32 protein-coding genes and 1 pseudogene are annotated in these 25,409 nt (G+C 71.4%); 17 read left to right on the plus strand and 16 right to left on the minus strand.

Features of this window, described 5'->3' with window-relative positions; genetic code table 11:
• The first annotated feature begins 175 nt into the window (after positions 1 to 175).
• From Raf01_RS29075 to Raf01_RS29090, 4 genes are all read left to right on the plus strand, one after another.
• A complete protein-coding gene (locus Raf01_RS29075) occupies positions 176 to 1,072 on the plus strand; it encodes an ADP-ribosylglycohydrolase family protein (protein ID WP_203921222.1) in 897 nt (298 codons plus the stop codon).
• A gap of 179 nt (positions 1,073 to 1,251) precedes the next feature.
• Positions 1,252 to 3,546, plus strand: coding sequence for a xanthine dehydrogenase family protein molybdopterin-binding subunit (locus Raf01_RS29080; RefSeq protein WP_203921223.1), 2,295 nt, complete (start codon positions 1,252 to 1,254; stop codon positions 3,544 to 3,546).
• Positions 3,543 to 4,421: an FAD binding domain-containing protein gene (locus Raf01_RS29085; RefSeq protein WP_203921224.1), complete on the plus strand. Its 879-nt coding sequence runs from the start codon at positions 3,543 to 3,545 to the stop codon at positions 4,419 to 4,421. Before Raf01_RS29080 ends, Raf01_RS29085 begins: the two co-directional genes overlap by 4 nt.
• Before the next feature lie 3 nt (positions 4,422 to 4,424).
• Positions 4,425 to 4,907: a (2Fe-2S)-binding protein gene (locus Raf01_RS29090; protein ID WP_203921225.1), complete on the plus strand. Its 483-nt coding sequence runs from the start codon at positions 4,425 to 4,427 to the stop codon at positions 4,905 to 4,907.
• Positions 4,908 to 4,933: 26 nt separating this feature from the next.
• On the opposite strand, the gene Raf01_RS29095 is transcribed toward Raf01_RS29090, so the two are convergent.
• The 3 genes from Raf01_RS29095 to macS all read right to left on the minus strand — a co-directional run bounded on the left by Raf01_RS29095 (position 4,934) and on the right by macS (position 7,991).
• Positions 4,934 to 6,064 (minus strand): SMI1/KNR4 family protein, encoded by a 1,131-nt coding sequence (locus tag Raf01_RS29095; RefSeq protein ID WP_203921226.1) that lies wholly within the window; start codon positions 6,062 to 6,064, stop codon positions 4,934 to 4,936.
• 105 nt (positions 6,065 to 6,169) lie between these two features.
• Positions 6,170 to 6,805, minus strand: coding sequence for a response regulator (locus tag Raf01_RS29100; RefSeq protein WP_203921264.1), 636 nt, complete (start codon positions 6,803 to 6,805; stop codon positions 6,170 to 6,172).
• A 40-nt stretch (positions 6,806 to 6,845) separates the two neighbouring features.
• On the minus strand, positions 6,846 to 7,991 hold the full coding sequence (macS, locus tag Raf01_RS29105; RefSeq protein ID WP_239134007.1) for a MacS family sensor histidine kinase: 1,146 nt from the start codon (positions 7,989 to 7,991) through the stop codon (positions 6,846 to 6,848).
• 122 nt (positions 7,992 to 8,113) lie between these two features.
• Between macS and Raf01_RS29110 the strand changes: the two genes are divergently transcribed.
• Complete coding sequence (locus tag Raf01_RS29110) at positions 8,114 to 8,734, plus strand: hemerythrin domain-containing protein (protein WP_239134008.1); 621 nt, start codon at positions 8,114 to 8,116, stop codon at positions 8,732 to 8,734.
• 4 nt (positions 8,735 to 8,738) lie between these two features.
• Here Raf01_RS29110 and Raf01_RS29115 read toward each other — a convergent pair whose 3' ends face one another.
• Positions 8,739 to 9,200 carry an ATP-binding protein gene (locus tag Raf01_RS29115; protein WP_203921228.1) on the minus strand — a complete coding sequence of 154 codons (462 nt, stop codon included), beginning with the start codon at positions 9,198 to 9,200 and terminating at the stop codon, positions 8,739 to 8,741.
• A gap of 65 nt (positions 9,201 to 9,265) precedes the next feature.
• Here Raf01_RS29115 and Raf01_RS50950 point away from each other — a divergent pair, with 65 nt between their 5' ends.
• From Raf01_RS50950 to Raf01_RS29130, 3 genes are read left to right on the plus strand one after another with little or no spacing between them, the layout of a single operon-like run.
• Positions 9,266 to 9,589: a DNA alkylation repair protein gene (locus Raf01_RS50950; RefSeq protein WP_373319601.1), complete on the plus strand. Its 324-nt coding sequence runs from the start codon at positions 9,266 to 9,268 to the stop codon at positions 9,587 to 9,589.
• 44 nt (positions 9,590 to 9,633) lie between these two features.
• Complete coding sequence (locus Raf01_RS29125; protein WP_239134009.1) at positions 9,634 to 9,984, plus strand: ArsR/SmtB family transcription factor; 351 nt, start codon at positions 9,634 to 9,636, stop codon at positions 9,982 to 9,984.
• Complete coding sequence (locus Raf01_RS29130) at positions 9,981 to 10,442, plus strand: SRPBCC family protein (protein ID WP_203921229.1); 462 nt, start codon at positions 9,981 to 9,983, stop codon at positions 10,440 to 10,442. Before Raf01_RS29125 ends, Raf01_RS29130 begins: the two co-directional genes overlap by 4 nt.
• A 120-nt stretch (positions 10,443 to 10,562) precedes the next feature.
• Here Raf01_RS29130 and Raf01_RS29135 read toward each other — a convergent pair whose 3' ends face one another.
• Positions 10,563 to 11,711, minus strand: coding sequence for a sensor histidine kinase (locus Raf01_RS29135; protein ID WP_203921230.1), 1,149 nt, complete (start codon positions 11,709 to 11,711; stop codon positions 10,563 to 10,565).
• Between the two features lie 379 nt (positions 11,712 to 12,090).
• Here Raf01_RS29135 and Raf01_RS29140 point away from each other — a divergent pair, with 379 nt between their 5' ends.
• The 5 genes from Raf01_RS29140 (at position 12,091) to Raf01_RS29160 (ending at position 15,706) form a co-directional block, all read left to right on the plus strand.
• The gene (locus Raf01_RS29140) at positions 12,091 to 12,513 is read left to right on the plus strand and encodes a ChaB family protein (protein ID WP_203921268.1); all 423 of its coding nucleotides are present in this window, start codon (positions 12,091 to 12,093) and stop codon (positions 12,511 to 12,513) included.
• Between the two features lie 248 nt (positions 12,514 to 12,761).
• Positions 12,762 to 13,427, plus strand: a complete 666-nt coding sequence (locus tag Raf01_RS29145) for a hypothetical protein (RefSeq protein ID WP_203921231.1) — start codon at positions 12,762 to 12,764, stop codon at positions 13,425 to 13,427.
• 181 nt (positions 13,428 to 13,608) lie between these two features.
• Complete coding sequence (locus Raf01_RS29150) at positions 13,609 to 14,238, plus strand: RNA polymerase sigma factor (protein ID WP_239134010.1); 630 nt, start codon at positions 13,609 to 13,611, stop codon at positions 14,236 to 14,238.
• Positions 14,238 to 14,942, plus strand: a complete 705-nt coding sequence (locus Raf01_RS29155) for a hypothetical protein (protein ID WP_203921233.1) — start codon at positions 14,238 to 14,240, stop codon at positions 14,940 to 14,942. Before Raf01_RS29150 ends, Raf01_RS29155 begins: the two co-directional genes overlap by 1 nt.
• Positions 14,943 to 15,007: 65 nt before the next feature.
• The gene (locus tag Raf01_RS29160) at positions 15,008 to 15,706 is read left to right on the plus strand and encodes a hypothetical protein (RefSeq protein WP_203921234.1); all 699 of its coding nucleotides are present in this window, start codon (positions 15,008 to 15,010) and stop codon (positions 15,704 to 15,706) included.
• Between the two features lie 2 nt (positions 15,707 to 15,708).
• Here Raf01_RS29160 and Raf01_RS29165 read toward each other — a convergent pair whose 3' ends face one another.
• The 6 genes from Raf01_RS29165 to Raf01_RS29190 form a co-directional block, all read right to left on the minus strand.
• Positions 15,709 to 16,035 (minus strand): winged helix-turn-helix domain-containing protein, encoded by a 327-nt coding sequence (locus Raf01_RS29165; protein WP_203921235.1) that lies wholly within the window; start codon positions 16,033 to 16,035, stop codon positions 15,709 to 15,711.
• Positions 16,036 to 16,038: 3 nt separating this feature from the next.
• On the minus strand, positions 16,039 to 16,506 hold the full coding sequence (locus tag Raf01_RS29170; protein WP_203921236.1) for a hypothetical protein: 468 nt from the start codon (positions 16,504 to 16,506) through the stop codon (positions 16,039 to 16,041).
• Positions 16,503 to 16,967: a hypothetical protein gene (locus Raf01_RS29175; RefSeq protein ID WP_203921237.1), complete on the minus strand. Its 465-nt coding sequence runs from the start codon at positions 16,965 to 16,967 to the stop codon at positions 16,503 to 16,505. The genes Raf01_RS29170 and Raf01_RS29175 overlap by 4 nt, the downstream gene beginning before the upstream one ends.
• 122 nt (positions 16,968 to 17,089) lie before the next feature.
• Positions 17,090 to 18,307: an RNA polymerase sigma factor gene (locus Raf01_RS29180; RefSeq protein WP_239134013.1), complete on the minus strand. Its 1,218-nt coding sequence runs from the start codon at positions 18,305 to 18,307 to the stop codon at positions 17,090 to 17,092.
• Between the two features lie 164 nt (positions 18,308 to 18,471).
• A complete protein-coding gene (locus Raf01_RS29185; protein WP_203921239.1) occupies positions 18,472 to 18,840 on the minus strand; it encodes a YciI family protein in 369 nt (122 codons plus the stop codon).
• Positions 18,841 to 18,951: 111 nt separating this feature from the next.
• Positions 18,952 to 19,503: an AAA family ATPase gene (locus tag Raf01_RS29190; RefSeq protein ID WP_203921240.1), complete on the minus strand. Its 552-nt coding sequence runs from the start codon at positions 19,501 to 19,503 to the stop codon at positions 18,952 to 18,954.
• A 77-nt stretch (positions 19,504 to 19,580) separates the two neighbouring features.
• On the opposite strand from Raf01_RS29190, the gene Raf01_RS29195 reads away from it, so the two are divergent.
• Entirely contained in the window at positions 19,581 to 20,159 is a 579-nt protein-coding gene (locus Raf01_RS29195) for a TetR/AcrR family transcriptional regulator (RefSeq protein WP_203921241.1), read from the plus strand.
• Positions 20,160 to 20,299: 140 nt separating this feature from the next.
• Here the strand turns inward: Raf01_RS29195 and Raf01_RS29200 are convergent, their stop codons facing one another.
• Together Raf01_RS29200 and Raf01_RS29205 are read right to left on the minus strand one after the other, a co-directional pair.
• The gene (locus Raf01_RS29200; RefSeq protein ID WP_203921242.1) at positions 20,300 to 20,974 is read right to left on the minus strand and encodes a uracil-DNA glycosylase; all 675 of its coding nucleotides are present in this window, start codon (positions 20,972 to 20,974) and stop codon (positions 20,300 to 20,302) included.
• A 35-nt stretch (positions 20,975 to 21,009) separates the two neighbouring features.
• Positions 21,010 to 22,107, minus strand: coding sequence for a chitinase (locus tag Raf01_RS29205; RefSeq protein WP_203921243.1), 1,098 nt, complete (start codon positions 22,105 to 22,107; stop codon positions 21,010 to 21,012).
• A 276-nt stretch (positions 22,108 to 22,383) separates the two neighbouring features.
• Between Raf01_RS29205 and Raf01_RS29210 the strand changes: the two genes are divergently transcribed.
• A complete protein-coding gene (locus tag Raf01_RS29210; RefSeq protein WP_203921244.1) occupies positions 22,384 to 22,731 on the plus strand; it encodes a hypothetical protein in 348 nt (115 codons plus the stop codon).
• Between the two features lie 9 nt (positions 22,732 to 22,740).
• On the opposite strand, the gene Raf01_RS29215 is transcribed toward Raf01_RS29210, so the two are convergent.
• The 3 genes from Raf01_RS29215 to Raf01_RS29225 form a co-directional block, all read right to left on the minus strand.
• Positions 22,741 to 23,472, minus strand: a complete 732-nt coding sequence (locus Raf01_RS29215; protein WP_203921245.1) for a hypothetical protein — start codon at positions 23,470 to 23,472, stop codon at positions 22,741 to 22,743.
• Positions 23,473 to 23,626: 154 nt separating this feature from the next.
• Positions 23,627 to 23,887: a hypothetical protein gene (locus Raf01_RS29220; protein WP_203921246.1), complete on the minus strand. Its 261-nt coding sequence runs from the start codon at positions 23,885 to 23,887 to the stop codon at positions 23,627 to 23,629.
• A complete protein-coding gene (locus Raf01_RS29225) occupies positions 23,887 to 24,240 on the minus strand; it encodes an ArsR/SmtB family transcription factor (RefSeq protein ID WP_203921247.1) in 354 nt (117 codons plus the stop codon). The genes Raf01_RS29220 and Raf01_RS29225 overlap by 1 nt, the downstream gene beginning before the upstream one ends.
• Positions 24,241 to 24,504: 264 nt before the next feature.
• On the opposite strand from Raf01_RS29225, the gene Raf01_RS29230 reads away from it, so the two are divergent.
• Both Raf01_RS29230 and Raf01_RS29235 read left to right on the plus strand, forming a co-directional pair.
• Positions 24,505 to 24,975, plus strand: coding sequence for a nuclear transport factor 2 family protein (locus Raf01_RS29230; RefSeq protein WP_203921248.1), 471 nt, complete (start codon positions 24,505 to 24,507; stop codon positions 24,973 to 24,975).
• Between the two features lie 144 nt (positions 24,976 to 25,119).
• Positions 25,120 to 25,409, plus strand: a pseudogene (locus Raf01_RS29235) (NADH dehydrogenase subunit D); the annotation flags it as partial.

Below are 25,409 nucleotides of genomic sequence, written 5' to 3' on the forward strand. Positions count from 1 at the left end.
GATCCGTTCGGAGGCACCTAAATTCGTCGGCGGCGACGGATCCGTTCGGGGCACATAAACTCCTCAGCGGCGCCGGAACCGTTCGGCGGTGCCGGAGTCATTTGGCGGTAGGCGAATCGCGTGGCGGTGCGCGAATCGCGTGGCGGTGCGGTTCGCAGGGCGCGATGATCGGCGGGTGACGAACAGATCCGCCGCCGTGGCGTCGTTGCGCGGCCTGGCGCTCGGCGACGCGTTCGGCGAGACCTGGTTCTTCCAGCCGGCCGAGGTGCTCGAGACCGCGCTCGTCCAGCGGTGGGAGCCACGGGGTCCGTGGCCGTGGACCGACGACACCGCGATGGCGCTGGCGCTGCTGAAGGTGCTGCACGGGCATGGGACGGTCGACCAGGGCGCGCTGGCGACGGAGTTCGCCCGCGGGTACGCCGCCGACCCGGACCGTGGCTACGGCACCTCGATGTCCACGGTGCTGCCCGCGCTCGGCGACGGCGCGGACTGGGCGGCGCTGACGGGCCGGCAGTTCGGTGGCCGGGGATCGTGGGGCAACGGCGCCGCGATGCGGGTCGCGCCGCTGGGAGCGTGGTTCGCCGGCGACCTGGACCGGGTGGTGGCCGAGGCGATCCGGTCGGCGGTGGTGACGCATGCCCACCCGGAGGCCGCGGCGGGTGCGGTCGCGGTGGCGGTGGCCGCGGCGCTGAGCGTCGGTGGCACCGCCGCGGGGGAACTGGTCGCGGCGGTGGCCGATCGGGTACCGGACGGTGAGGTCGCGGCGCGCCTGCGCCGGGCGCGGGAGATCCCGCACACCGACGACCCGCGCGACGCCGCGGCGGTGCTCGGCTGCGGGCACCGGGTTTCGGCGGCGGACACGGTGCCCTACGCCGTCTGGTGCGCCGCGCGTCATCTCGACGACCCGGTCGAGGCGCTCTGGGCGACGGTGCTGGCCGGCGGGGACATGGACACCACCTGCGCGATCGTCGGCGGGATCGTGGCGGCGGGTACCGGCCTGGATCGGGTACCGGCGGAGTGGCTCGCCGCCTGCGAGCCACTGCCCGCCTGGGTTGACCGGGTCGCGGCCTGACCGCACCCGGTGACCCGGTTGGGCGGTATCGATCCGGGCAGCCGGCTGTTCCGCGCGGTGCCCGATTCCGCGATTACCCCAGGCGGTAAGGCCGCCGCGCGTGGTTTGTGCCTCCGGAAAGCAGGGAAGGGGGGTTCAGGTGGGAGCGACCGCGCGGTGCGCTCCGGCGGGAGGCGAGGATGGCCCAGCGGGCTGGCGGTGACGACTCGGAGTTCACCCGCCGGGCCGCCGATGGCGGTTCGGCGCCGAGCCGGCGCGAGGACGCCCGGCTGGTCCGGGGAGCGGGCTGCTTCGTCGCCGACCTGCTTCCGGAGGACTGCCTTGAGGTGGTGTTCGTCTCCAGCCCGGTGGCCCACGGCGAGATGGGTGCGGTGGACGTGGACGACGCGCGCCGGATGCCCGGGGTCGCCGCCGTGTGGTCGGCGGCCGACCTGCCCGCGGTACCTCAGACGCCGCCGATGCTCGGGATCACCGCGTCCGCCGGACGGGCGTGGCCGGCGCTGGCCGTTGACCGGGTGCGGTACGTGGGGCAGCCGGTCGCGATCGTGCTGGCCGCCGACCGGTACGTCGCCGAGGACGCGCGGGACGCGGTACGGCTGGACATCTCGCCGCTGCCCGTCCTGCTGGACCCGACCGACGCGGCCGGCAGCGAAGTCGAACTGTTTCTCGGCATGCCCAACGTGGCGGTCGAGAAGGAGTACGGCGATCCGATCGACCCCGCGGTCTGGCGGGACGCGGCCGTGGTGGTCGAGGGCAACTACCGCCAACAGCTGCTTGCGCACACATCGATGGAGGCCAGGGCCATCCTGATCCGGCCGGAGGACGACGACGGGCTGACCGTGTGGTGCTCGCACCAGGCACCGCACCGGCTGCGCGGCGACCTCGCCGCCGCGCTGGGGCTGCCGGAGGAGCGCATCCGCGTGGTGGTGCCGGACGTCGGCGGCGCCTTCGGCGGCAAGAGCGAAACGTACCCGGAATACCTGGCCGTCGCCGTCGCGGCCCGGCGCCTCGGCCGCACCGTGCGCTGGGTTGAGGACCGGGCCGAGGCACTGACCGGACCGCCGCACGGGCGCGGGCAGAACCAACGCACCCGGATGGCGGCCGACGCCGACGGCAGGATCCTCGCGTACGAGCTGACCATCGACGCGGACGTCGGCGGGTACCCGCACCTCGGCGCGTTCGTACCGCTCAACACGTCGGTGATGGCGGCCGGCGCGTACCAGATTCCGCGGGTACACGTGCAGACCCGGTGCGTGGTGACCAACACGGCGCCGACCAGCCCGTACCGCGGTGCCGGCCGGCCGGAGGCGGCCACGGCCATCGAGCGCACGGTCGACACGCTGGCCCGCCGTCTCGGGATGGATCCGGCGAAGCTGCGGCAGCGCAACTTCATCCGGCCCGACGCGCTCCCGTACCGCACACCCACCGGGTTCCAGTACGACAGCGGCGACTATCCGGCCGCGCTCGCCCTGGCGATGCGTACCGTCGACTACGACGGATGGCGTGCCCAGCAGGCACAGCGGCGCCGCACCGGCACCGGGGCGCCGCTGGGCATTGGCATCTGCAGCTACCTCGAACGGTCCGGGAACGCCTGGGAGTTCGGCTCGGTGGAGGCGTGCCCGGACGGCACGTACCTGGCGCTGTCCGGATGCTGCTCGACCGGGCAGGGTCACGAGACGTCGTTCCCTCAGGTGGTCGCCTCCGTCCTCGGCGTCGAGCCGGAGCTGATTCGGCTGGTGGAAGCCGACACCGCGATCGTGCCTCGGGGCATCGGTTCGTACTCCAGCCGGTCGATGCAGACCGGTGGCGCCGCCCTGCATCGGGCTGCCGGCGCCCTCATGGAACAGGCACGCGGCCGGGCGGCGGAGAGTTGGGCGGTGCCGATCGAGGAGGTCACGTACCGGGCCGGGACGGTGAGCGCGGGCCAGCGCAGGGTGTCGCTCGCCGACCTCGCGGCCGCGACCGGGCCGCTGCGCGCCGACGAGGTCTTCGAGCCCCCGCAGGCGGCGCCCTACGGCACGTACATCGCGGTGGTGGAGGTGGAGCCGGAACTGGGTACGGTCTCGGTGCTCCGGCTGGTGGCCGTCGACGACTACGGTGTCGTGATCAACCACGTGATCGTGCGCGGGCAGTCGTACGGGTCGATCGCGCAGGGGCTGGGCCAGGCGCTGTACGAACAGGTCCGGTACGACCCGGACGGCGTACCGGAGACCCGGAGCCTGCTCGATTACCTGATCCCGACGCTGTCGGAGGTCCCGCCGGTGACCCTCCGGGAGATGTGCACGCCGAACCCGAATACGGCGCTGGGCGCCAAGGGTGCCGGCGAGGCCGGTTGCATCGGCGCGCCCGCGGCGGTCATTAACGCCGTCGTCGACGCGCTGGACCTCGACGATCCGAGCGCGATCCAGATGCCGTTGACTCCCTTCGCCTGCTGGCAGGCGCGGCAGCCGGCGCTGGCGGGAGCGGGCCGGTGAAGCCCACGGCGTTCGAGTATTTCGCGCCCCGTACCGTGGAAGAGGTGGTCGCGGCCCTGGCCGGCGGCGACACCCGGGTGCTCGCCGGCGGGCAGAGCCTGGTGTTGGAGATGAACTACCGCACCGTGCGACCGGCCCGGCTGGTCGACATCAACCGGGTCGCCGAGTTCACCGGACTCGACGCGGGCGACGGGGTGCTGCGCGTGCGGCCGCTGGTGCGCCATCGCGCCTTCGAACGGGACATCTCCGCCGGGCCCCTCGGGCGCCTGCTGTCCAGCGTGGTGCACAACATCGCCCATCCGCCGATCCGCGCACGGGGCACCATGCTCGGCAGCCTCGCGTACGCGCACCCGGCCGCCGAGTGGCCGGCGGTCGCGACCGCGCTGGACGCCCAGCTCGACCTCACCGGGCCGGACGGAACCCGTACCGTGGCCGCGGAAGCCTTCTTCGCCGGGCCGTTCGACACCGTCCGCCGCCCGGAGGAGTTGCTGAGCGAGGCCCGGCTGCCGCTGCTTCCGGACCGTGCCGGCGTCGGCTTTGTCGAGCACCGGCGTACGCACGCGAGCTTCGCGCAACTCGCCGCCATCGCAGCGCTCACCGTTCGCGACGGAGTCATCGACTGGGTACGGCTGGGGTTGGTCAACGCGGCCGAGCGACCGGTGCGTGCGCACGCAGCCGAGCGGGCACTGCTCGGGCAGCCGGCCGACGCCGGAACCCTGACCGGTGCGGCGCGGGTCGCCGGCGAACAGGACGCGGACCCCCGGGAACAACCGCACGCCAGCGCCGGCTATCAGCGCCACGCGGTCGGGGTACTGGTTCGCCGCGCTCTGGAGGCGGCGGTGCGCGATGCCGGCGCAGTCGGGGACGGGAGGTGAGCCGTGCGTGTCACGCTGACCGTCAACGGCGAACGTCGCGAGCTGGAGGTGGAGGCCCGGCGAACGCTGGCCGACGCGCTGCGCGAGAACTGCCGGCTGACGGGTACGCACCTGGCCTGTGAGCATGGTGTCTGCGGTGCCTGCACGGTACTGGTGGATGGCGAGGCGGTGCGTTCCTGCCTGATGTTCGCCGTGCAGTGCGACGGTCGCGAGGTGCGTACCGTCGAGGGGCTGGCCGGCGCCGACGGTACACCGCACCCGTTGCAGGAGGCGTTCTCCGCCGAGCACGCGCTGCAGTGCGGGTTCTGCACCCCCGGGTTCCTGATGCTGGCGGCTGGCGCGCTGCAGGAGGATCCGTCGATCGCCGATGACCCGGACCGGCTGCGGGAACTGCTCACCTCGAACCTGTGCCGGTGCACCGGGTACGAGTCCATCCGCCGGGCGGTCACGCGCGCCGCCGGCGAGCTGGCGGGTGGCGCTTCCTGAGTCGGCGTCGGCTCTGATCGCCGCGCTCAAGGTGGCGGGCGCGGCCGGACTGTTGCTCGGCTGGTGGGTGTGCCGTACCTCGGGCCGGCGGCGAGGCTGGTTCTGGTCCGCGTGCCGGTAGAAGCGACGGGCGGGCGCTGCGACCTCCACACCAGGGGCGTCGTCCGCCGCGCCGACCGGATCGCGCGCTCCTCCGCGGCGACCAGTTCGTCGATCGCGCCGTCCGGTATGGCCAGTTCCCCGAGGTCGGTCATGAACTGGGCCCGCCAGTCTGGGCTGAGCCGTCGACTGAGCAGATGCCCACCAGCCACCGGCGACATTGCCGCGAGGACGCCGACGATGGCTTCGGCCGCGGCATGCCTGTGCATCCACGCCATCCGCTCCGGTTCGGTGAGCAGTTGTCGGGGTTGCCCTGCCGCGGTACGGCTCGCGACCGCCGCGCCGGCCTCCGCCGCCACCGCCCGCACCCGCAGGCCCAGGGGCGAATCGTCATCCACCCGCCAGACCTCGCCCACGGCGCGCGCCTGCGGAATCCCCGGCACCGGCGCCTCAGCGGCCAGGTCGAACACCGACCCCGGCGCCGGGTGCTGCTCCCGAACGATTTCCCAGGACAGCCTCCCGTCGAACGACACCGGCATGCACGTACCGATCGGCCGGCGGCGCTCCAGCGCATCCGCCACCTCGGCCAGCAGCGCACCCACCGAGGTCCAGGTGCCGAAGTGCGTCCCATCGCCCTTGAGATGCGTTCCGACCGCGCCGGGCGCCCCGCCGGGCCGGCAGTCGACCACCAACGCGTCGACGGCGTTCGTGTCCGCGAAAGGTATCCAGCCCGGATGCCAGTAGCTGCCCAACAGCCGCCGGTCGGTGTCGGTCTGAGCCAGCGCATCGGTCTTGATCCGCCAGTCCGGAACGATGTCCGCGACCGGCATGAGCCGGTAGTCGCCGGGAAGCCGGAAAGACGCGTCGTCGTGGGTGCACCCGTCGTGCCGCAGCAGCGACGCGATCAAGTCATCGGAGAACGTCACGCCGATCGTTCGCTGTGACTCGGCGATCGCGGCCGGTGCGGCCGGCGGCCGTAGCGTCGCGGCGGTGCGCGGTGCGTGCGCGGCAAGCCACCGTTCGATCCGGATCCATGACTGTTCCACCTGCGTCGGCATCAGCGCCCCCCGTACCGCTCATGGACCGGCTGAGTCTACGGCTCGTATCCCGGAGGCACGAGCCGCTCGCATGACACCCACCAGCTCCAGCGGCGCGCCGACGCGTCAGTCGTCGCCGTCCAGGCCCTGTTCGATCGCGTACCGGACCAACTCCACCCGGTTGTGCAGCTGCAACTTCCGAAGCGTGTTCTGTACGTGGTTCTGCACCGTGCGGTGGGAGAGCACCAGACGTTCGGCGATCTGCCGGTACGCCAGGCCTTTCGCGACCAGCCGCAGCACCTCGGTCTCCCGGTCGGTCAGTGCCGGAGCCACCGCGTCGTCGGGTGCGCGCGGCGCCTCCGCGAGCCGGCGGTACTCGCCGAGCACCAGGCCAGCGAGCCCCGGAGTGAAGACCGCGTCTCCGGCAGCGGTGCGGCCGACCGCCGCGAGGAAATCCTCCCGGCCCGCCGACTTCACCAGGTATCCCGTGGCGCCCGCCTTCACCGCGTCGAGGACATCCTGCTGATCACCGCTGGCCGAGAGCACCAGTACCCGGGGGCAGGAGGTGAGCAGCCCCCGGATCACGTCCACGCCGGGCAGGTCCGGCAGGTGCAGGTCCAGCACGATGACGTCCGGTCGGGTGGCCGCTGCGCGCCGTACCGCCTCGGCGCCGTCGCCGGCCGTGGCGACCACCTCGTACCCGGCCTCGGTCAGGTCGCGGGCTACCCCGTCCCGCCACATCGGGTGGTCGTCGACGACCATGACCCGGACCGGCGGTTGTGCCTGTGTCACGATGCGCAGCCTACCTACCCCGCGGAAGCCGGGAGTGCGACCGCCGGTCGCGTGGGCGTGGTACCCGCATCTCTACCTCGACCCCGCGGGCCGGCGCCGTGACGATCGTGACCTCGCCGCCCAGGTCGCGAATGCGGCCGGAGATGGATTGGGCGATCCCCAGCCGGCCGGTGGCCGCGGCCTCGGCGATGCGTTCGGGTGCCATCCCCCGGCCGTCGTCGCGGACAGTCACCGTCACGCAGTCGCGCTCGTCCTCGACCAGCACCCATGCCGTGGCGTCCGTACCCGCGTGCGCACGCACGTTGTGCAGCGCGCTGTCCACCGCCGCGGCTATCTCGGTGGCCACCCGCGCGGGCAGCACCACCGCGGCCGCCGGAGTGACCAGGTGCACCCGGGTGCCGTCCATCGGCCGCAACAGGTGCCGCAGATCGACCAGACCGCCGGTCGTCGTCGGCGCCGTGTCCAGCCCGACGAGCGAGCGCAGGGCGGCTTCCTGCTCACCGGCCAGCCGGCTCAGCTCCATGCCCTCGTCGCCCAGCTCGGCGCCCCGCCGTTGTACCAGCCCGAGCACCTGGAGTACGCCGTCGTGGATGCCGCGGGCCAGCCGTTCCCGCTCCCGGGTCGCCGCGTCCAGTTCGACGGCCTGTTGCATGCGCCTCTCGGCGCCATGCGCCAGTGCCGAGAGGTACCCCACGCCCAGGCCGGCGAGCAGCAGCATCACGGTGCCGCTGAGCGCGTCCTGAACCGCGACTCCGCGCAGTGCCACGTCTATGGCGCCGAGCGCCAGGGCGGCGGCGATGGCCCACCGGCGGCCGCCCTTGACCGCGCACGCGATCACCGGTGCGGCGACCCACGCGGCGGTGAGCGTGGGCGCGCCGGCATGCCGGGCCGCGGTCGGCACCACCACACCCGTGGCGAGCAGGCAGAGCGCGGTGACCGCGAAGTCGGCCGCGACGAGTCGCCAGGTGCGCAGGGCCGGCGAACGGTACGCCCAGATGGTCAGCGCGGTCCACGCACCCATCACCGCGAGGACCGCGGCGGCGAGGACGACGCCGCGATAGGTGTGGTACCCGTAGATCGCGAGCGCGACGGAGTACACGAACGCGGCGACGCGAAACATGCCGATGGCGCGCCACAGCGCGTTGTCAACGCTCACGCCATCAGATCCTGACACCGATGGTGGCTGGCAGGCCAGCGAGTACAGTGGGGCCAGCGTCGCGGTGTACCCGGCACGAAGGCCGCCGAGGGCATGGAGGCGCGTGGCATCACGGGACAAACGTGACCGCACCCATCGAGCCCGACAGCCGCCTCGCGGCGATGGGCATCCAGCTGATCGAGATACACCTCTGGCTTCGTGAGGAGTTGGCGAGGCTCCGCGCAAACGTGGACGCCTACCTCACCGGCGACCCGCCGGCTCCCGACGCCCCACCTGCCGGCGACCCGCCCGGTGACGGCCCGCCCGACGACGACCCGCCCGACGACGGCGAGCCCGGCCCGCCCCGGCCCGGGCTGCCCGCGCTGGCGGCGCACTGCGTGGCGTTCTGTTCGGTTCTCCGCCGCCACCACACCGGTGAGGACTCCGGAGCGTTCGCGGTGCTCGCCGACCGGTTTCCGCACCTGCGCCCAGTGCTGGGCGAATTGGAACGCGACCACCGGATCGTGGCCGACATTCTGCGGCGGATAGAAGACCTGATCGGATCGTCCGGTGCCGACCGGACCGGTGGTGCCGGCCCGGCGGACGCTCGGCGGGTACGGGCTGAACTGGACGGCCTGACCGCCCTGCTGGAGTCGCACTTCACGTACGAGGAGAAGCGCCTCGTCGCGGCTCTCAACTCGGTGGACGGCCGGGTCGGCAGCGCCGAGGATCTGTTCGGCGTCCCGGTGCCGCCGCCGGAATGACGGCTCACTCCTCCGGCGCGGGCCGGACGTCGAACCCGCCGGTACCGTCGAACCGCACCACGTAGAGCCGGTCGAACCCGTCCGCGTGCCGGGGGCGTCGTAGGCGCTTGAGTGTGGCGTACAGCCCCACGTCGGGTACCCGCTCCCGACCCTCCCGGGTCGCGTTGCGCTCCAGCGTCCCGGGTAGGTCGGTCGGGAACCAGTACCCGACCGTCTCCGCACCGTGCGCGCGGGCGAGTTCGATCAGCGGCTCCCACTCCTGCGGCGACGGATTGGTGTTGTCCACCACGACGCTGCGTCGCCCGCTCAGTGCCTCGTCGATCAGACGCAGTTGGCGACGCTGACGGTGGCGTGCACGGGGAAACGCGTCCTTGCTGACCACCACGTGGTCTGCCGCCAGCGTGCGCCGGCAGAACGTGGACTTTCCCGACGCCTGCAATCCGATCAGCACCACCAGTTCGATCATCGATCTCACTGTCACCGGGCTTCGCCGCCGCCGCAAGCGAAACCGCCGTCGGCTATCGGGCGAGTCTGCCGGTCATCGAGGAATGGCTCGACGCGCCCGAAGCCAACCGGCGCCGGGCGGCGAGCGAGGGGCTGCGCGTCTGGACGGCCCGCCCGTACTTCAAGGAGCATCCGGGGACCGCGGTCGCCCTGCTCGCGGCGCTCCGCGCCGATCCCAGCGAGTACGTTCGCAAGTCCGCCGGCAATGCGCTTCGCGACGTCAGCCGGCTCCATGCGGAACTGGTGGGCCGGGAACTCGACACCTGGGACCTGACGGACCGCTCGGTGGCCTTCACCCACAAGCTCGCGTCGAGGTTCGTCGGCCCGGCCGGCTCGACCGGAAAAAGTTAAGCAGCGACTTGACTGATGCTCCCGTCGGAGCAATAGTTAGGTACGTGGTTAACCAAGGGCAACCGCTCGACCGGGTGTTTCAGGCGCTGGCCGACCCGACCCGCCGGAGCATGGTCGAGCGCCTGGTCCGGGGGCCAGCGCCGGTCAGGGAGTTGGCCCAGCCGTTCGCCATGTCGCTGCCCGCCGTCATGCAGCACCTTCAGGTGCTCGAAGCGTGCGGCCTGGTCAGGACGGAGAAGGTGGGCAGGGTACGCACCTGCCACATCGAGCCGGCCGGACTGCGGATGGCCGAGGACTGGCTCGGCGATCAGCGCACCGGCTGGGAACGGCGCCTGGATCGACTGGGCGACCACCTGACCGACCATTCCGAACCGGAGGAAGGGAGACCGGCATGACCGACCGCTCCGTCATTCACAGCTCGTTCACCATCGAGCGCCGATATGACGCTCCGCCGGCCCGGGTGTTCGCAGCCTGGGCCGACCCGCACGCGAAGGCCCGGTGGTTCGCCGGTACGGCGGCGGAACACGAACTCGACTTCCGGGTAGGCGGTCGCGAGGTCAACCGGGGCCGTCACGAGAGCGGCACACCGCTGGTCTTCGAGTCGGTGTACCACGACATCGTCGCGGATGAGCGGATCGTGTACGCGTCCGCGCTGCGCAGCGGGGACGATCTGGCGACGGTGTCGCTCACGACGGTGGAGTTCGTCGCGGAGGGGGAGGGCACCCGGCTGGTGCTCACCGAGCAGGACGCCTTTCTCGACGGGTACGAGGAGCCGGCCTGGCGGGAGCAGGGCACCGGCGAGTGGCTCACGGCACTGGAAGCGGAACTGCGGCGTACCCCCGGGCTGGCTTAGGCCCGTGCTGCGACCGAACTACCCCCTGTCCACCGCCCGCCTGATCCTGCGCCCGTTCGCTATCGCGCGACGAGTGGGCCACGCGACCCACGGGCCCCGGCGCCGCTCGCTGACTCCCGGTCAGCTCGGGATCTGTACCTCCACTCGCCAGCCCGCCCCGGCCGGGCCCTCCGGTCCGCCGGGCTTGGTGGCGGGCCCGGCGGTGAAGGTGCCGCCGGCCAGTTCGGCGCGTTCCCGGAGGCCGGTGAGGCCGTACCCGCCACCGGTGTCGGTCAGGGAGCGAGGGGTTCCGGGTGGTGGCGGGTCGTTGGTGATGGTGAGGGTTATGGTGCGCGGCCGGTACGCGAGGGTGAAGGCGACAGCGGCCCCGGGCGCGTGCTTGCGGACGTTCGTGACCGCCTCTTGCGCCGTGCGGTAGAGGGCGAGGTGGGTGTCGGGGGTGAGGTCGTAGGGCTGCCCGTCGATCTGGGTGGTGGCGGGGGCGTCGAAATCGGTGTGGTATGCGGCGGCGAGATTGGCGAGGAGATCCGGGAGGGGAAGGGTGTCGCCGCGCAGAGCGCTGATGGCGCGGCGGGTCTCGGCGAGGCCCTCGCGGGCGAGTTGGTTGGCGGTGTGAATCGACTGTTGGGCTTGCTGGGTGCGGCCTGTTTCGAGGAGGGCGTCAGCGGTTTCGAGTTGAACGGTGAGGGCGGCGAGGGAGTGGGCGAGTACGTCGTGGATTTCCCGGGCGATGCGGGCGCGTTCGTCGAGGGCGGCGGATCTGGCTTCGTTCTCCCGGGCGAGTCGGGTCTCTTCGGCGAGCGCGTTGTTCTGTCGGCGGATGAGGCCGACGAGTAGCGCGGCGATGCAGACAGCGGGGCTGACCAGGATGAGTGTCGTACCGTGATGGGCCGCTGCCTGGGTGCCGGCGAGCGCCGCGGCGACCGCCACGGTGAACGGCACCGACCACCGGAGCGGATTGCGGGCGCTCGTGCTGAAACAGGCGACGGCCGGAAACGTGATGGCCACTCCGGGGGCGGTGACCGCGGCGAGGCCGATGCCCGCCCCGCTCAGCAGTAGCGGACCGGCGACGATCGCCACCCGGGGGCGGGCGTCGAAGCTGATGCTCAGCCAGCCGACCGACACCAGAACCAGGAAGAGGATGGTGGCCCAGCCGATCCGGTTGTCGCTCAGCTGGCTCGCGATGATCGAGAAGTCCAGCGCGACGAGCGGGACCAGGCTGCGTACCTGGAGGCGCCAGGTCCACGGCCGGCTCTCGGACTGCGTCATGTTGACCAGTGTCACGGATGATCCAGCTCCAGCCGACGGCAGCCCGCGGAGCCGGCGAGGTCGCGGTGCCCGCGGGGCCGGGAGAGCGCGGGAGGCGGGTACGGCCTGACGTCCATGGTCCGACGGTAGAGACAATCGCCCGGACCGGCCGCAGCCCGGAGGTGGAATCCGGGTGGAAATCACCGGCTCCACCCGCCGGCCGTGGCTCGTGCTCGAGCGAGGTTCGGCCAACTCGGCGGCGTCCGCCGAGGCACCCGGTGCCCGTTATCTGAGCCTGATACGCGTTCGCCCCGGAATCGGAACGTTCAAGCGTGGCGCCGGCGGGAAACCTGCCTGCATGACCAAGGAAGACAAGGAAAAGCACAAGCAGGCCCAGGAGATGCGGGACGACGTACCGTCGACGGTCGCGCGCTCGGACGACAAAGCCGTGCGTACCTACAAGAAGACGCTGCAGTCCGCCGAGGAATCGTACGGCGACGGCGAGCGGGCTCACCGCACGGCGTACGCGTCGCTGAAGCACACGCACGAGAAGGTGGGCGACCACTGGGAGCCCAAGGAACACAAGGGTCCCTCGGACCCGCAGGCGGCCCAGGGCGCACCACGCTCGCTGGACCAGCCGAGGGGCACGGCGCAGGGCGTCGACGCCAACGCTTCCCAGGCGCACCTCAAGGACGTGGCGCGCAGGCTCGGCATCGAAGATCCGCAGCGTCTCGACCGGGACGATCTCGTGAAAGCGATCGAGAAAGCCAACGAACGCGTGACGAGACGCTCACGGGAAAAGGACCGCCGGGATTGCCGATAGTAGCCGGATTACTCGAGGCAGTGTTGACATCACTCTTTGTCGATGGTCGGCATTCCCTTGCGGTACAAGAAAAGCACGGGTGACCACCCGCTTCGCCGCGCGGATTTCCGCATGCGAGAAAGTGATTCCGGATCCGGTGAATCGACCGGCGTGGCATCGGCGTGTCGCACCGCGGGCCGTGGCAGGGTGGCGGGACGACTGTGACACCCACCCGGCACGATTGGGACGCTCATGAATGGGACGTCGTTGTGAGTACGCACGAGATCTTCGCGGCATTTGTTGTCAACCGGCCCGCCGGAGGCGAACCGGACCAGACTCCGCTGGAGTGGGTGGGCGACCGCGCCGGACGCGCCGGCCTCGCCCCCCAGGTGGCCGCCCCGGACCCGGCAGACCAGGGCGCCGAGAGTCTTCCCTACCGCGATGCCCTGCCGTATATGGAGGGCGACTGGCTCGGCATGCCGGTGGAACTCCGGTTCGTCGAGGGTGAGGATTACCGCGCGCTCGTCGTGGTCGTCGGGCACGCCGCCTTCATGCGCCGGGTCGTCCGCTCCTCGGACGCCTTCCTGGAGGGCGTCGTGTCCGCGTTCCGGGAGGCTTGCGACGCGATCACGCCGACGTACGCCTACCTCGTGACGGCGCCCGAGGATGACATCCCGGGGCGTCTGAAGCAGGTGTCGGTGGACCTCCGCGATCGGGATCCGGGTGCGCTGACCGGCCTCGGGCTGCCCCTCGCCTACCTGGACGGCGCACTGGCGGCCGATCCGCCCTCGGAAATGCCGGCGTCCGGAAACCCGGCCTCTGTGGAGCAAGCGGCGCGGGCGTCTGCCGAGCAAGAGCCGGAGCGGGCGCTGAGGGTGCCCGCGCGGAGCGGAGTCGTGCTGGTGGCCGGCGATTCGCTGACCGGCTGGCTGTAGTCGTCGCGAACGTCCCGGTGGTCGCGGCTGACACGAGACTGGTCGGCCGCCGCCGGGGCCGGTGCGCGCGTGGCGGGAACCCGTCCGGGCTTCGCGGTGTAGAAGGGGTGTGGGCCCTCGGGGCATCCTTCACGCATCGCGACGAGGAGACGACACGGACGACGCCGAAGTGATCGCCCGCGTGACAGCAGGCGAGCGGGACCTCTTCCGGGTCCTGGTCGTGCGCTACGGCGCGCTCGCGCAGCGCACCGCGCTGTTGTGCGGCGCGGGTGCGGATGCCGACGACGTCGTACAGGAGTCGTTCGTGGCCGCGTACCGGGCGCTGCCACGATTCCGGGTGCGGGAGTCGTTCCGGCCCTGGCTGCTGCGGATCGTCATCAACCAGGCACACAATGCCGTACGCGGAAGGCAGCGCGCCCGGGCGCTGGCCGACCGCGTCGCGGGCTGGCACACCGCGGTGCTCGACGACGAACCGGTCAGCAACGCGTTGACTGTCGAGCGTCGCGCCGCGTTGGTGCGGGCGCTCGGGGACCTGCGCGAGGCGGACCGGGAAATCCTCGCGCTGCGGTACCTGCTCGACCTGTCCGAGGCGGAGACGGCGACCGCGCTGCGGCTGCCGAAGGGCACGGTGAAGTCGCGGACGGCGCGGGCGCTGGAGCGCCTGCGGTGCGTCCTCGCCGACGACGGGTCTGCGTCGCGGCGCGCCGAGCCAGACGGGTCTGGGTCGCGGCGCGCCGAGGCAGACGGGTCTGGGTCGCGGCGCGCCGAGCCAGACGGGTCGACCGCGCCGGGGCGAGGTGGGGGCGCGTGATGACCGAGCTGCCCGACGAGCTGCGCGCCCTGGGACGCGGCATGACCGTGCGGCCGCGCGACGACCTCGCCGACCGGGTGCTCGCCGACATCGCCGCGCCGGCCACCCGTACCGCCCGGTGGCGCCGCTGGGTGGCGGCGGTCGCCGTGGTGCTCGCCGCGGTCGGGGTGTCGGCCGCGGTGTCCGCCCCGGTACGCGCCGCGATCGTGCACGTGTTCCGGTTCGGCGGCGTGGAGGTCCGGGAGGCACCCGGGCCGGCTCCGGCATCGAGCCCGGCACTGCCCGGGGAACACCCGACGGATCTCGCGGACGCCGGGCGTGAGGTCGGTTTCCGGGTACGGGTGCCGGGCGCGCTCGGTACCCCGGACGCGGTGACGGTCGCCGACGGCCGGGTCGTGTCGCTGCGCTACCAGCGGCCGGATGGGCCGGTACGCGTGGACGAGTTCGCCGGGAACCTCGGCGTGCTGTGGGAAAAGTACGCGTCCGCCGACATCGCCCGGAGAGTCAGCGTCGGCGGGCACGACGGCCTGTGGTTCGACGGCCAGGTCACGCTCGTCTACGTCGGACCGGACGGCAGGCAGTTCCCCGGCTCGGTGAGAGAGACCGGCGCGACGCTGATCTGGCTCGACGGCGGGCTGACGTTCCGGCTCGACGGCCTCCGGACGTTGGACGCCGCACTCGCGGTCGCGGCGACGATGAGCTGACCGGAACCTCGCTGGCCCGGCCGGTGTATTCGCGGCGTACTCACGAGGAGCACGAGGAGGTCGCGATGCGGTGGCGGGTGTTGGCAGTGACGGTGACGGCGGCTCTGGTGGTACTGGTGGCCGCCGGTCCGGCGGCGGCGAAGGGGGCGGACCAGGCGACGCTCAGCGGGCCCGGCCTCACGCGTCCGGTGGTGGTCGGTGCCGGCACGGACAGTGCCGGCGGCGAGCCGGGCAGCGGTGGACAACTGGCCACGTTGAGCGAAGACAGCGGTCTGTTCGCGGCCATGTTCGGCCCGGACGGCGGGCAGCGGCTGGAAAGCGGCCAGCCGGCTGGTGCTCTCGGCCCCAGGTACCAGCTGACCTACCGGGTACCGGACGGCAACCCGACCGCGTCGACGGTGACCCAGGACCTGTACCCGTCGGCGGCCGGTGGCCCGGTCACGTACACGCGGGCGGGCCAGGTGGTGTTCGGCACCACCACATCCGGGGGCTGGTACCGGGCGCCGGCCGAGTTCGCGGCGCTGCTCGTGACGCTGGGCGTACCCGGTGTGGAGCCTTTGGTCGCCACCACCACGGCGACACCGGCGGCCACCGACCCTGGTGGTGTCGCGGGAAACGCGGTCTCGATCGGTGCCGGCGGCGGCTCGACCCGCACCGGTTACTGGATCGCGATCGGGGCCGCGGTGCTCGCCGCGTGCGCGGCGGTGGCGGTCCTCGTCTACCGGCTGCGAGCCAGGGCCGGGCGGTCGGCTAGGGGCGCGTGACTTTACGGGACAGTCTGGTCGCGGGGCTGCTGGGCGCCGTCCGAGCGGGCTTTCTCGGCGATGGTCTGGAGGGCCGAGATGTGCCCGGCCAGGTTGTCCCGGCCGGCGTCGGTGAGGTTGAGCCAGGTGCGCGGCCGCTTGCCGACGTAGCCCTTGCGGACTTCGACATAGTCCTTCTTGGACAGTGTCGTGACCTGTTTGGACAGTGCGGAGTCGGAGAGCTTCACCGAGTCTCGGACGAACCCGAACTCGGCCCATTCCGCGGCGGCGAGCAGGGAGACGATGGCCAGTCTCGTCGGGTCCAGCAGGAGATGGTCAAGCTCGGCCACTGATCAGTCCCTGTCCTGCCGGCGCAGTAGCCACAGCTGGAACCTGGGGCTCAGGAACATGATATAGAGCCCGGCCAGCGCGCCAAAGTAGATGCCGCCGTGCGGCAGGTGCAGCAGCGAGACGGCCAGGGCCACGATCCCGAGGCCGAGCACGGGCGCGACGCGCAGCAAACGCCATGCGAAGGTGAGCGGAAGGCTGCGGTCGGACACTCTGACCGGCCGGCCGAGCAGGGTGCTGCCCGCCCGGGTGTGCAGGCCGACGACCCCCACGAGCACGATGGCGACCACGGGCCAGGTCAGCCAGGGGCTCGCCGTCGGGAACAGGTCGACGGCCGTGCAGTAGAAGAACACGATCAGGCCGCTGCCGATCCAGATCCACTGGGACCCCAGGGCCGACCTGATCACCTGCTCCTTGCCCTCGCGAACCGCGCGTAGCGCTGTCGCCGCCTCTTCCGGCGTTGGCTCATTCACCGTTGCCGCTCCTTCGTCTGTTCCGTGCGCTTGTTCACGGTGCGCAGGATCAGCCACTGATCGAACCACGCGCCCGTCGTGGTCAGCACCAGCAGCGCCAATGCCATGATCAGGTGCGCATAGGTGTGCAGCGGGGCCGCGCCGTCCGCCATTCGGGTCAGGACCAGTTGGAGCAGCAGGCGAACACCGAACAGCAGCACGACCAGCAGCCGGGCCTGCGGCGAGCGCCACACCGAGCGGATGTACTGGCGGCGGCGCGAAAGCAGCACGAACCAGAGCGTGATGTGCACCGCGAGGAGGACCAGTGGCAGCGCCGCGACGAGCGGGTAGTTCGAGCGGAACTGCTGGCTGATGTCGAAACTGGCCACGAGTAGACCGGCCAAGACGAAATACCACGCTGGCAGGCCCCTGACCTGCTGTTGGGCCGCGTTGTGCGGTGGCCCTTGCTCCGTGGTCACCATCACTCGACCCCCAGGGGAAAGTACTTGCCTGAGGAGAAACATAACCGACCCTTTCTTATCAGGCAAGTACTTGCCTGAGAGGTCAGCTGTGATGGGTCGGACAGCGCTGAACGCGCAGAGCCTCAGCCGGGGCCGGTCAGCTCCCGCCGGCGACCGTCCAGGAACTCGCGTTCCGCCGCGTTGCCCGCGAGCGTGGCCGCCCTCGCGTACGCGTCGGCCGCCTCGGCGTCGCGACCCAACCGGCGCAGCAGGTCCGCCCGGATCGCGTAGAACATGTGGTACGCGTGCAGGTCGAGGCCGTCGACGATAGTGAGCGCGTCGGCCGGGCCGTCGGTCTCGGCCACCGCGACCGCTCGGTTCAGCGCCACGACCGGGCTGGGGGCCACGGCCAGAAGCTGGTCGTACAGCAGGCGGATCTGCGGCCAGTCGGTGTCGCCCGGGTCGGTCGCGTCGCTGTGTACCGCGTTGATGGCGGCCTGGATCTGGTACGGGCCCGGACGGTTGCGCCGCAGGCAGGCGCGGACGATCGCCTGCCCCTCCTCGATCAGGCTCCGGTCCCAGCGGGTACGGTCCTGGTCCGCCAGCAGCACGAGCCGACCGTCCGGGGTGGTACGGCTGGGCCGGCGCGACTCGATGAGCAGCATGAGCGCGAGCAGCCCCAGGACTTCCGGCTCGTCGGGCATGAGTTCGGCGAGGAGACGTCCGAGCCGGACGGCCTCGGCGCACAGTTCCTCGCGGATGAGCCGCTCCCCGGAGCTGGCCGCGTAGCCCTCGTTGAAGATGAGGTACACGACGGCAAGCACGGCGCGTACCCGTTCCGGGAGGTCTGCCTCCCTCGGTATCCGGTACGGGATCCGGGCGTCACGGATCTTCGCCTTCGCCCGTACGAGCCGTTGGGCCATCGTCGCCTCGGGTACCAGGAAGGCGTGCGCGACCTCGGCCGTGGTGAGCCCGCCGAGCAGCCGCAGGGTGAGCGCGACCCGCGCGCCGACGCCGAGCGCGGGATGGCAGCAGGTGAAGATGAGGCGCAGCTGGTCGTCGCGCACGGGTCCCTCCTCGACCGGTTCGTCGCGCGCGTGCAGCAGGGCGGCTTCGGCGTGCCGGTCCTCGCGAACCGCCTCGTGGCGGTGGCGGTCGACGGCACGGTTGCGGGCGGTGGTGATGATCCAGCCTGCGGGGCTGGGTGGCAGCCCGGCGGTCGGCCAGCGGCGTACCGCCTCGGCGAACGCGTCCTGGACCGCTTCCTCGGCGGCGTCGATGTCGCCGAAGGCACGGACCAGTACGGCCACGGCCCGGCCATACTCCTCGCGGAATACCCGCTCGATCTCCGGCGCGGGCAGCGGGTCTCGGGCGCCGGCCTCGCCGGGCAGCGGGCTTGGGGTGCCGGCCTCGTCGGGCAGCGGGCTTGAAGTGCCGGCCGTTTCGGGCAGTGGGCCACGGCCCCGCGCGGGCGGCGGGCCGCCGTCGCCGGTCTGCGCGGCGGGTTTCGAGGGCACGCGCCGGATCAGGCCCGTTCCTCCGATGCCGGGACCTCGCCGTGAAACGGTCGCACCTCGATGGCGAGCGGTCGCAGCGCACGCGCCAGACCGGCGGCCCATTCCAGCGCGGCGTCGAGGTCGGGCGCCTTGATGATGTCGAACCCGCCGACGAACTCCTTGCCCTCCAGGTACGGGCCGTCGGTGACGATCACCTGGTCGTCGGCCGCCCGTACCACGGTCGCGCTGTCCGGCGGGAGCAGCGGACCGCTGAACACCCACACGCCGGCGGCCTGTGCCTCCTTCGTCCACGCCTCGACGTCCCGCATCGCTCTGTCCAGGACCTCCGGCGGCGGCGTTCCCTCCGGCTGGTAGATGCTGAGCAGGTACTGCTTCATCTGGACCTCCTCCCGACCCGACGGTACCGCCGGCACGGCGCCGGCTCATCTCGTACACGAACCGGAGCCGGCCGGATCGACATTGTCAGGGGCGAGATTCCAGGGTGCTTCTCAATCCGCCGCCGGGTCCCGCATCGCGGCGAGCACCAGGTCGGCCAGTTCGCTCGGCGTTTTCTCGCCGCCGGCCAGGATCAGTGTGTCCTCATCGAGCGTGTCGCGTGCTGCCACGCAGCGTTCGACGTTGGCGTGGCGGAAGGCTCGCGCTTCCGCATCCTGGTCGGGGTTGTCGGGTGTCAGGATCTGCGCGTCGATGCGGCGGCGCAGCTCGTCGGCGGGTACGTCGAGGAACACGTGCAGGACGGGTATCCCGGCCTTGCCGATGAGCCCGAAGATCTCCTCGCGGTACCCGGGGTTCACCAGGGTCATCGGCACGATGAGGTCGCGGCCGTACTCGCTGTGCATGCCGATGGCGAACTCGGCGACCAGCTTCCGCCACAGCGGAATGTCCTGGAAGTCGCCGCTGTCCGGAGAGGGGACCCACTTCGTCAGGATGTAGCCGACGTATTCGGGGTCAAAGGGCATCGCGCCAGGCAGCCGACGGTGCAACTCCTCGGACAGGGTGGTCTTGCCGCCCGCGAAAGCGCCGTTGATCCAGACAATCATGCGACCGATCTAATCAAGGCGCAGCAAGCTCACGTTCGGTGACTCCCGCTGTACCAACTAGTACGTACACTCGTTGGGTGGACACCGTGGATCGGCTGATCGAGAGTACGCGCGAGTTGCTGTGGGAGCGCGGCTACGTGGGTACCAGTCCGAAAGCCATCCAGCAGCGCGCTGGCGCCGGACAGGGCAGCATGTACCACCACTTCACCGGCAAGCCGGAACTCGCGCTGGCGGCGATCGACCGTTCGGCACGGGAACTGTGCTCCGCGGCGGACGCGGAGTTGGCCGCTCCCGGGTCGGCGGTCGAACGGGTCACCGCCTACCTGCGCCGTGAGCGCGACGTGCTCAGGGGCTGCCCGATCGGCAGGCTCACCCAGGACCCCGAGATCATGGCGGATCCGATGCTCCGGGAGCCGGTCACGCAGACCTTCGACTGGATGCGCCGGCGCCTCGCCCGGGTGCTGACGGAGGGACGCGACCGCGGCGAATTCGACGCCTCGCTGAACGCGGACGCGACGGCTTCCACGATCGTCGCGGTGCTCCAGGGCGGCTACGTGCTGGCCCGGGCCGCCGGTTCGGCGGAGCCGTTCGACGAGGCGGTCACCGGCGTCCTCGGCCTGCTCGCCGGGCACGTGGTGCCGGACGAGAACAGCTGAGCCGGCGTTGAGCCGACGCTGAGCCGGCCCGGGGTGGAAACGACCCCGGGCCGGGCTTGCGGCGCGGGCCGGGCTTGCCGCGCGGGCGGAGCTTGAGGCGCGGCTAGGCTAACGGCGAGGGCTGAGGCTGGCGCCGCGGCTCAGCTCCAGCGGATCGGCGGCAGGCCGGCGTCGGCCAGCGCCTTGTCGACCTGACTGAACGGCCGGCTGCCCAGGAATCCCTTCGGATTCATCGGACTGGGGTGGCCGGCCTCCAGGATCACGTGCTGCGGCGCGGTGACCAGTGCCGCCTTCTTCCGCGCGTACGAACCCCAGAGGACGAACACGACGCGGCTGCGCTTCGCGTCCAGCGCCCGGATCGCGGCGTCGGTGAAGTGCTCCCAACCGCGACCGGCGTGTGAGGCCGGCGCGCCGCCGCGCACGGTGAGCACCGCGTTGAGCAGCAGTACGCCCTGAGCCGCCCAGTCGCTCAGGTCGCCGCCGGTGCGTGGCTCGCCGCCCAGGTCTTCGCGCAACTCCTTGAAGACGCTGCGCAGCGACGGCGGCACCGGCACACCGGCCCGGACGCTGAAGCTCAGCCCGTGTGCCTGGCCCTTCTTGTGGTATGGATCCTGACCCAGGATGAGCACGCGGGCATCGTCCGGCGAGCACAGCCGGAATGCCTGGAACAGGTCCGGCAGTGGTGGATACACCTCCTGGGTGCGGTATTCCTCGTCGACGAACGCGCCCAGCGCCCCCACCACGTCGGGGTCGAGGTGGGGGCGGATGACCTCGCGCCAGGCGGCCGGCAGCAGCTCCATCAGATCCAACGACATGACCGGATGGTACGGGGCGCCACCGACAATCCGGTTCAGCGCTGGTCGTGGCGCCCGTGCGTGAACGGCCGCATGATTCCGGTGTACTGCCAGGTCGACTGGGCGACACCGGAGCACGTGTCGCTGCCCGGTGTGCCCGGGCACTCACCGTTGTCCCGACCGAGCGCCCAGAACGACAGTTCGGCGATGTTCTTCGCGCCCGCCCACGCGGTGACGGTCTTCGCGTCGGCGAGGGTGAAGACCTCCTGCGGCCCGGTCTCGCCGCCCGACCCGTAGTCGTCGATGCCGATCATCTCGGTGATGCCGACCATGCTCCACAGCTGACCGGCCGACCGCGTCGGGTACAGCGTGTGCAGGGTGGCCACGAGACTGGTGGCCGCGGTCTTCGTGTCGGCGGCCATCTCGTGCGCCTGGTCGTCGTAGTAGTCGAAGGTCATGATGTTCACGATGTCGATCCGGGCGTCGTTGGCCACGGCGTTGCGCAGCACGTCGATCCCGGTCTGTTCGAGGCCGGCCGGACCGGTGGGGATCGTGTAGACGAACTGGACGGTGCGCCCGGTGCGCCGGGCCCACTGCTCGACCTGATGAATGGCCTTGTTGCGCCGGTCGATGCCGGCCGTGTTGGTCAGCGAGTTGTCCTCGACGTCCAGGTCGAGCCGGGTGACGTGGTACGTCGTGATGACCTTCTCGAAGGCGGCCGCGATCCGGTCGACGCTGGGGCAGCTGTCGGCGATCTCGGTGGCCGCGTTGTCGGCGCTGAACCCGCCGAACGACGGGACGACGTCGCCACCCCGGGCCCGGATCGCGGCGATGTCGTCGCCGAACGTCGAGTGCGCGACGGGCGTGCTGGGGTCGCCGTTCCACAGCACGTCGCAGGAGCCGGTTTGCGCGGTCTGAAGGAACGCCATGGTGAGGTACCTGGCCCCGGACGCCTTGGCCAGTGCCGCCGGGCTGTCGCCGGTGTAGCTCTGGAAGTACGGGGCGAAGACGTGGTCGGGCAGCGTGGTGGCGGCGCTTTCGCCGGCGTACGCCGCGGTGCCGAGCGTCGCGGTGCCGAGCGCCGCGCTCGCGGCCAGCAGGGTCGCGGTGGCGGCACCGGCCAGACGGGTGCGGGAGATTCGCGTACGGAACATGGGTCCACCCTCCGGGGAACGGCAGGCGTAGTTAGGAACCCTTCCTGACAGATGGAACGTAGGGGCGCCTGTCGAACGGTGTCAAGGGTTGGACCGGGCCGCCGGGTGGCCGCCGTGCTCCGGCGCGGCGACCGCTCACGGGCCGGGCGGCGAGCACCCCGGGTGGCCGTCGTGCTCGCGGCGGCGACCGCCCGGCGGCCGGGCGGCGAGCACCCCATGCGCTCCCGTGGAGCGAAGAGACCGCATCGCCATCAGGGCGGGCGTAGCGTCGGTGCTGTGCAGGACATGGGACCGCCGATCGCCTATCTGGGGCTGCGCCGGGGTACGCCGGTCTTCGACCGCGACGGCAACCGTCTCGGCGTCATGGAGCACGTCCTGGCCGACGAGCGGTCCGACATCTTCCACGGTCTGATCGTCGGCGCCGAGTCGCCGTTGCCGCGCTACGCGTTCGTGGACGCCGACCAGATCGCCGAGTTGCACGAGGGCGGCGTGCTCCTGGCCGCCGGCGGCGAGGAGCTGCACGACGTGAACGAGCCGACCGGCACTGGCGAGGCCAGCATCGAGGACGGCAAGATGCGGGCCCGGATCGAAGAGGCGAGGGAATGGGTCGGCCGGCATCACTGATGGCGGCGGTCAGCTCAGGTTTCCCACGCCTCTGGCGATCACGAGTACCGAGGTGATCAGGGCGGCGGTCGACTCCACTCCCATCAGGAGCTTGGCGCGGTGCGACAGCGGCATGGTGTCGGTGGGGCTGAACGCCGAGGAGTTGCTCAGCGACACGTACAGGTAATCGATGAACGTCGGCATCCAGCCGCTGGCCTGGCTGGACCCCCGGTCGACCTCGACCACCGTGCCCTTGTCCTCGTCCTGCGGGAAGCGGAAGTCCGCGCGGGGCAGGCGGCGGCGGTCGACGAGGTTGCGGACGACCGGCCCGCCCCGGTCGATCTCCCAGAACGCCAGGCCGAAGACGATGACGTCGGTCGCCCAGACCTGCAGGGCGGCGACCAATAGGGGCAGACCTTCCTGTTTGCTGACCAACTCCCGCAGCACCAGCCCGAGCGACGCGAGATTCGCGGCGGCGATCACCACCACGATGACGATGGACAGGCCGCGGGTGACCCGGTTTTGGCGGCTCATCCGCACCGGGTTGACCACCAGCAGGGAGATCAGCAGCAGCATCTCCAGCCCGGGGATCACGAACCGCGGGCCGATCAGCACGTCCTGCGGGAGCAGTGCGTAGAGGGCGATGGCGACGAGCGTGGCGAGCGCCGCCGGCAGGCGCACCTCGCCCCGCGGCCGGTGCTCTGGCGCATCGCCGGAGGCCGCCGGCGACTCCTTGCCCGGTGCGGCCTTTGTCGCCGTCATTGCCGGTACCTGCCGGGTTGTCTACGCCGCATCGCCGCTCCTCCTGGTTGCCGCCGTCAGGTACCCAGTCGCTCGCGCGACTAAGCCCGGTGCTGCGCAACCGGAGGCGGCACCCGGGAGCGAGGCCACGAGGCCGTACCCGGGAGCCGGGCCGCTACTCGGCGTCTTTCAGCACGCCCTCGATCATGGCCAGCCGCCGGGTCACCTCGCCGAACCGGTCGTCGACGCTCGCCAGCCGGTGCTCCGTGATCTCCTGCGCCCGCACCGCGCGGTCGGCGAGCGCGCGGTACTCGGTCTCGCGGGTGACCGTGGTCCGGGCCCGCAGGTGCGCCCCGACCTGCCAGATCGCCACGATCACGATCCCGGCGACAACGACGAGGGGGATCACACCCGAGTTCATGAGGTCCTGAGCCATTAGCTATCTCCGTTCTGCTGTGCGCCGCGATCCGGGCCGTCGGCGGCGTCGTTCGTGAGGGTCTTCGCGGCGGCTGCCACCGACTGCGGCGTCAGCTGCAACGCGAACGCGTTGACCTGGTAGTACTTCATCGCCTTGCCGTCCTCGGAGAGTTCCAGCTCTGCCGAGACCAGGCCGGCCCTCTCCAGCTTCTTGAGGTGCACCTGGAGCAGTGCCCTGCTGATGCCGAGGTCCCGGGCGAGTGCGCTGACGTAGTGCCGGCCGGTGGACAGAGCCGCGAGCACGCGCATGCGATGCGGGCTGGCGAGAGTCGCGAGAACCCGCACCAGCTCGTCACCGGTCAACTCGGCCATCTTTGTGCTCCTCCTTGGCAGATGCCAACTATTATTTGCAGGTGCCCGCAGGCATGTCAAGTCCGACTGAGCACCTGCCAATAATCATTTGCGGGTAGCGGAGCGAGAGTGCGTGCCCGGGCCGGCTGTCCCGTTCCCGGGGCGCCGGGGTCGCCATCGCGTGCGCCCGCGGCCCGCCCACCGGCGGTCGTCGTGTCCACTGTGGACTCGTGATGCCGGCGCGACTTCCCTCGCCATCCCCGACGCGTCACTACCATCGGAATCATGGAAGACAGACCACCGTTGCCACCGTTCACCGCCGAGACCGCCGCGCAGAAGGTGCGGATGGCCGAGAACGCGTGGAACACCCGTGACCCACAGAAGGTTGCCCTCGCCTACACGCCGGACAGCGCCTGGCGCAACCGGGACCTGTTCATCAACGGCCGCGACGAGATCGTCGAGTTCCTCACCATGAAGTGGAGCCGTGAACTCGACTACCGCCTCATCAAGGAGGTGTGGGCCTTCCGGGACAACCGGATCGCGGTGCGCTTCGCGTACGAGTGTCGCGACGCGAGCGGCCAGTGGTTCCGGTCGTACGGCAACGAAAACTGGGAGTTCGACGAGCACGGGCTCATGCGCCGCCGGCTGGCCAGCATCAACGACCTGCGCATCGCGGAGTCCGACCGGCTGTACCACTGGGACTCCTGCGGCCCGCGTCCAGACGACCATCCGGGGCTGACCGAACTCGGGTTGTAACCCGGGCCGCCCGCCGGCCGGCCTCAGCGCGCTCCCCGGTAACCCGCCGGCCCGCCGGCCGGGCTCAGCGGCCGCCCCCGGCCACCCGCCGGGGCGACGGGCGGTCGCGAAGGCGCCGGTCGGAGGGCATGTACCATCTGGTACATGACGCAGGCGAGTGGGTCTCCGATTCGGGCCACCGTGACGGAGCAGCGCGACGGCCGGGTGTTCACCGTCACCGGCGGCGACTGGGACAGCGTGGTGTCGAGCATCGACCCGGGTTCGCAGGAGCGGATCACGGTGAACCTCGGCCCGGTGCATCCGTCGTCGCACGGAGTGTGCCGGATGGTCATCGAACTCGACGGGGAGACCGTCACCGACATGCGGGTCGTGGTCGGTTATCTGCACACGGGTATCGAGAAGAACATCGAGTTCCGGAACTGGGTTCAGGGTCC

Origin of the sequence: Rugosimonospora africana (assembly GCF_016862975.1) — a bacterium.
Classification (GTDB): domain Bacteria; phylum Actinomycetota; class Actinomycetes; order Mycobacteriales; family Micromonosporaceae; genus Rugosimonospora; species Rugosimonospora africana.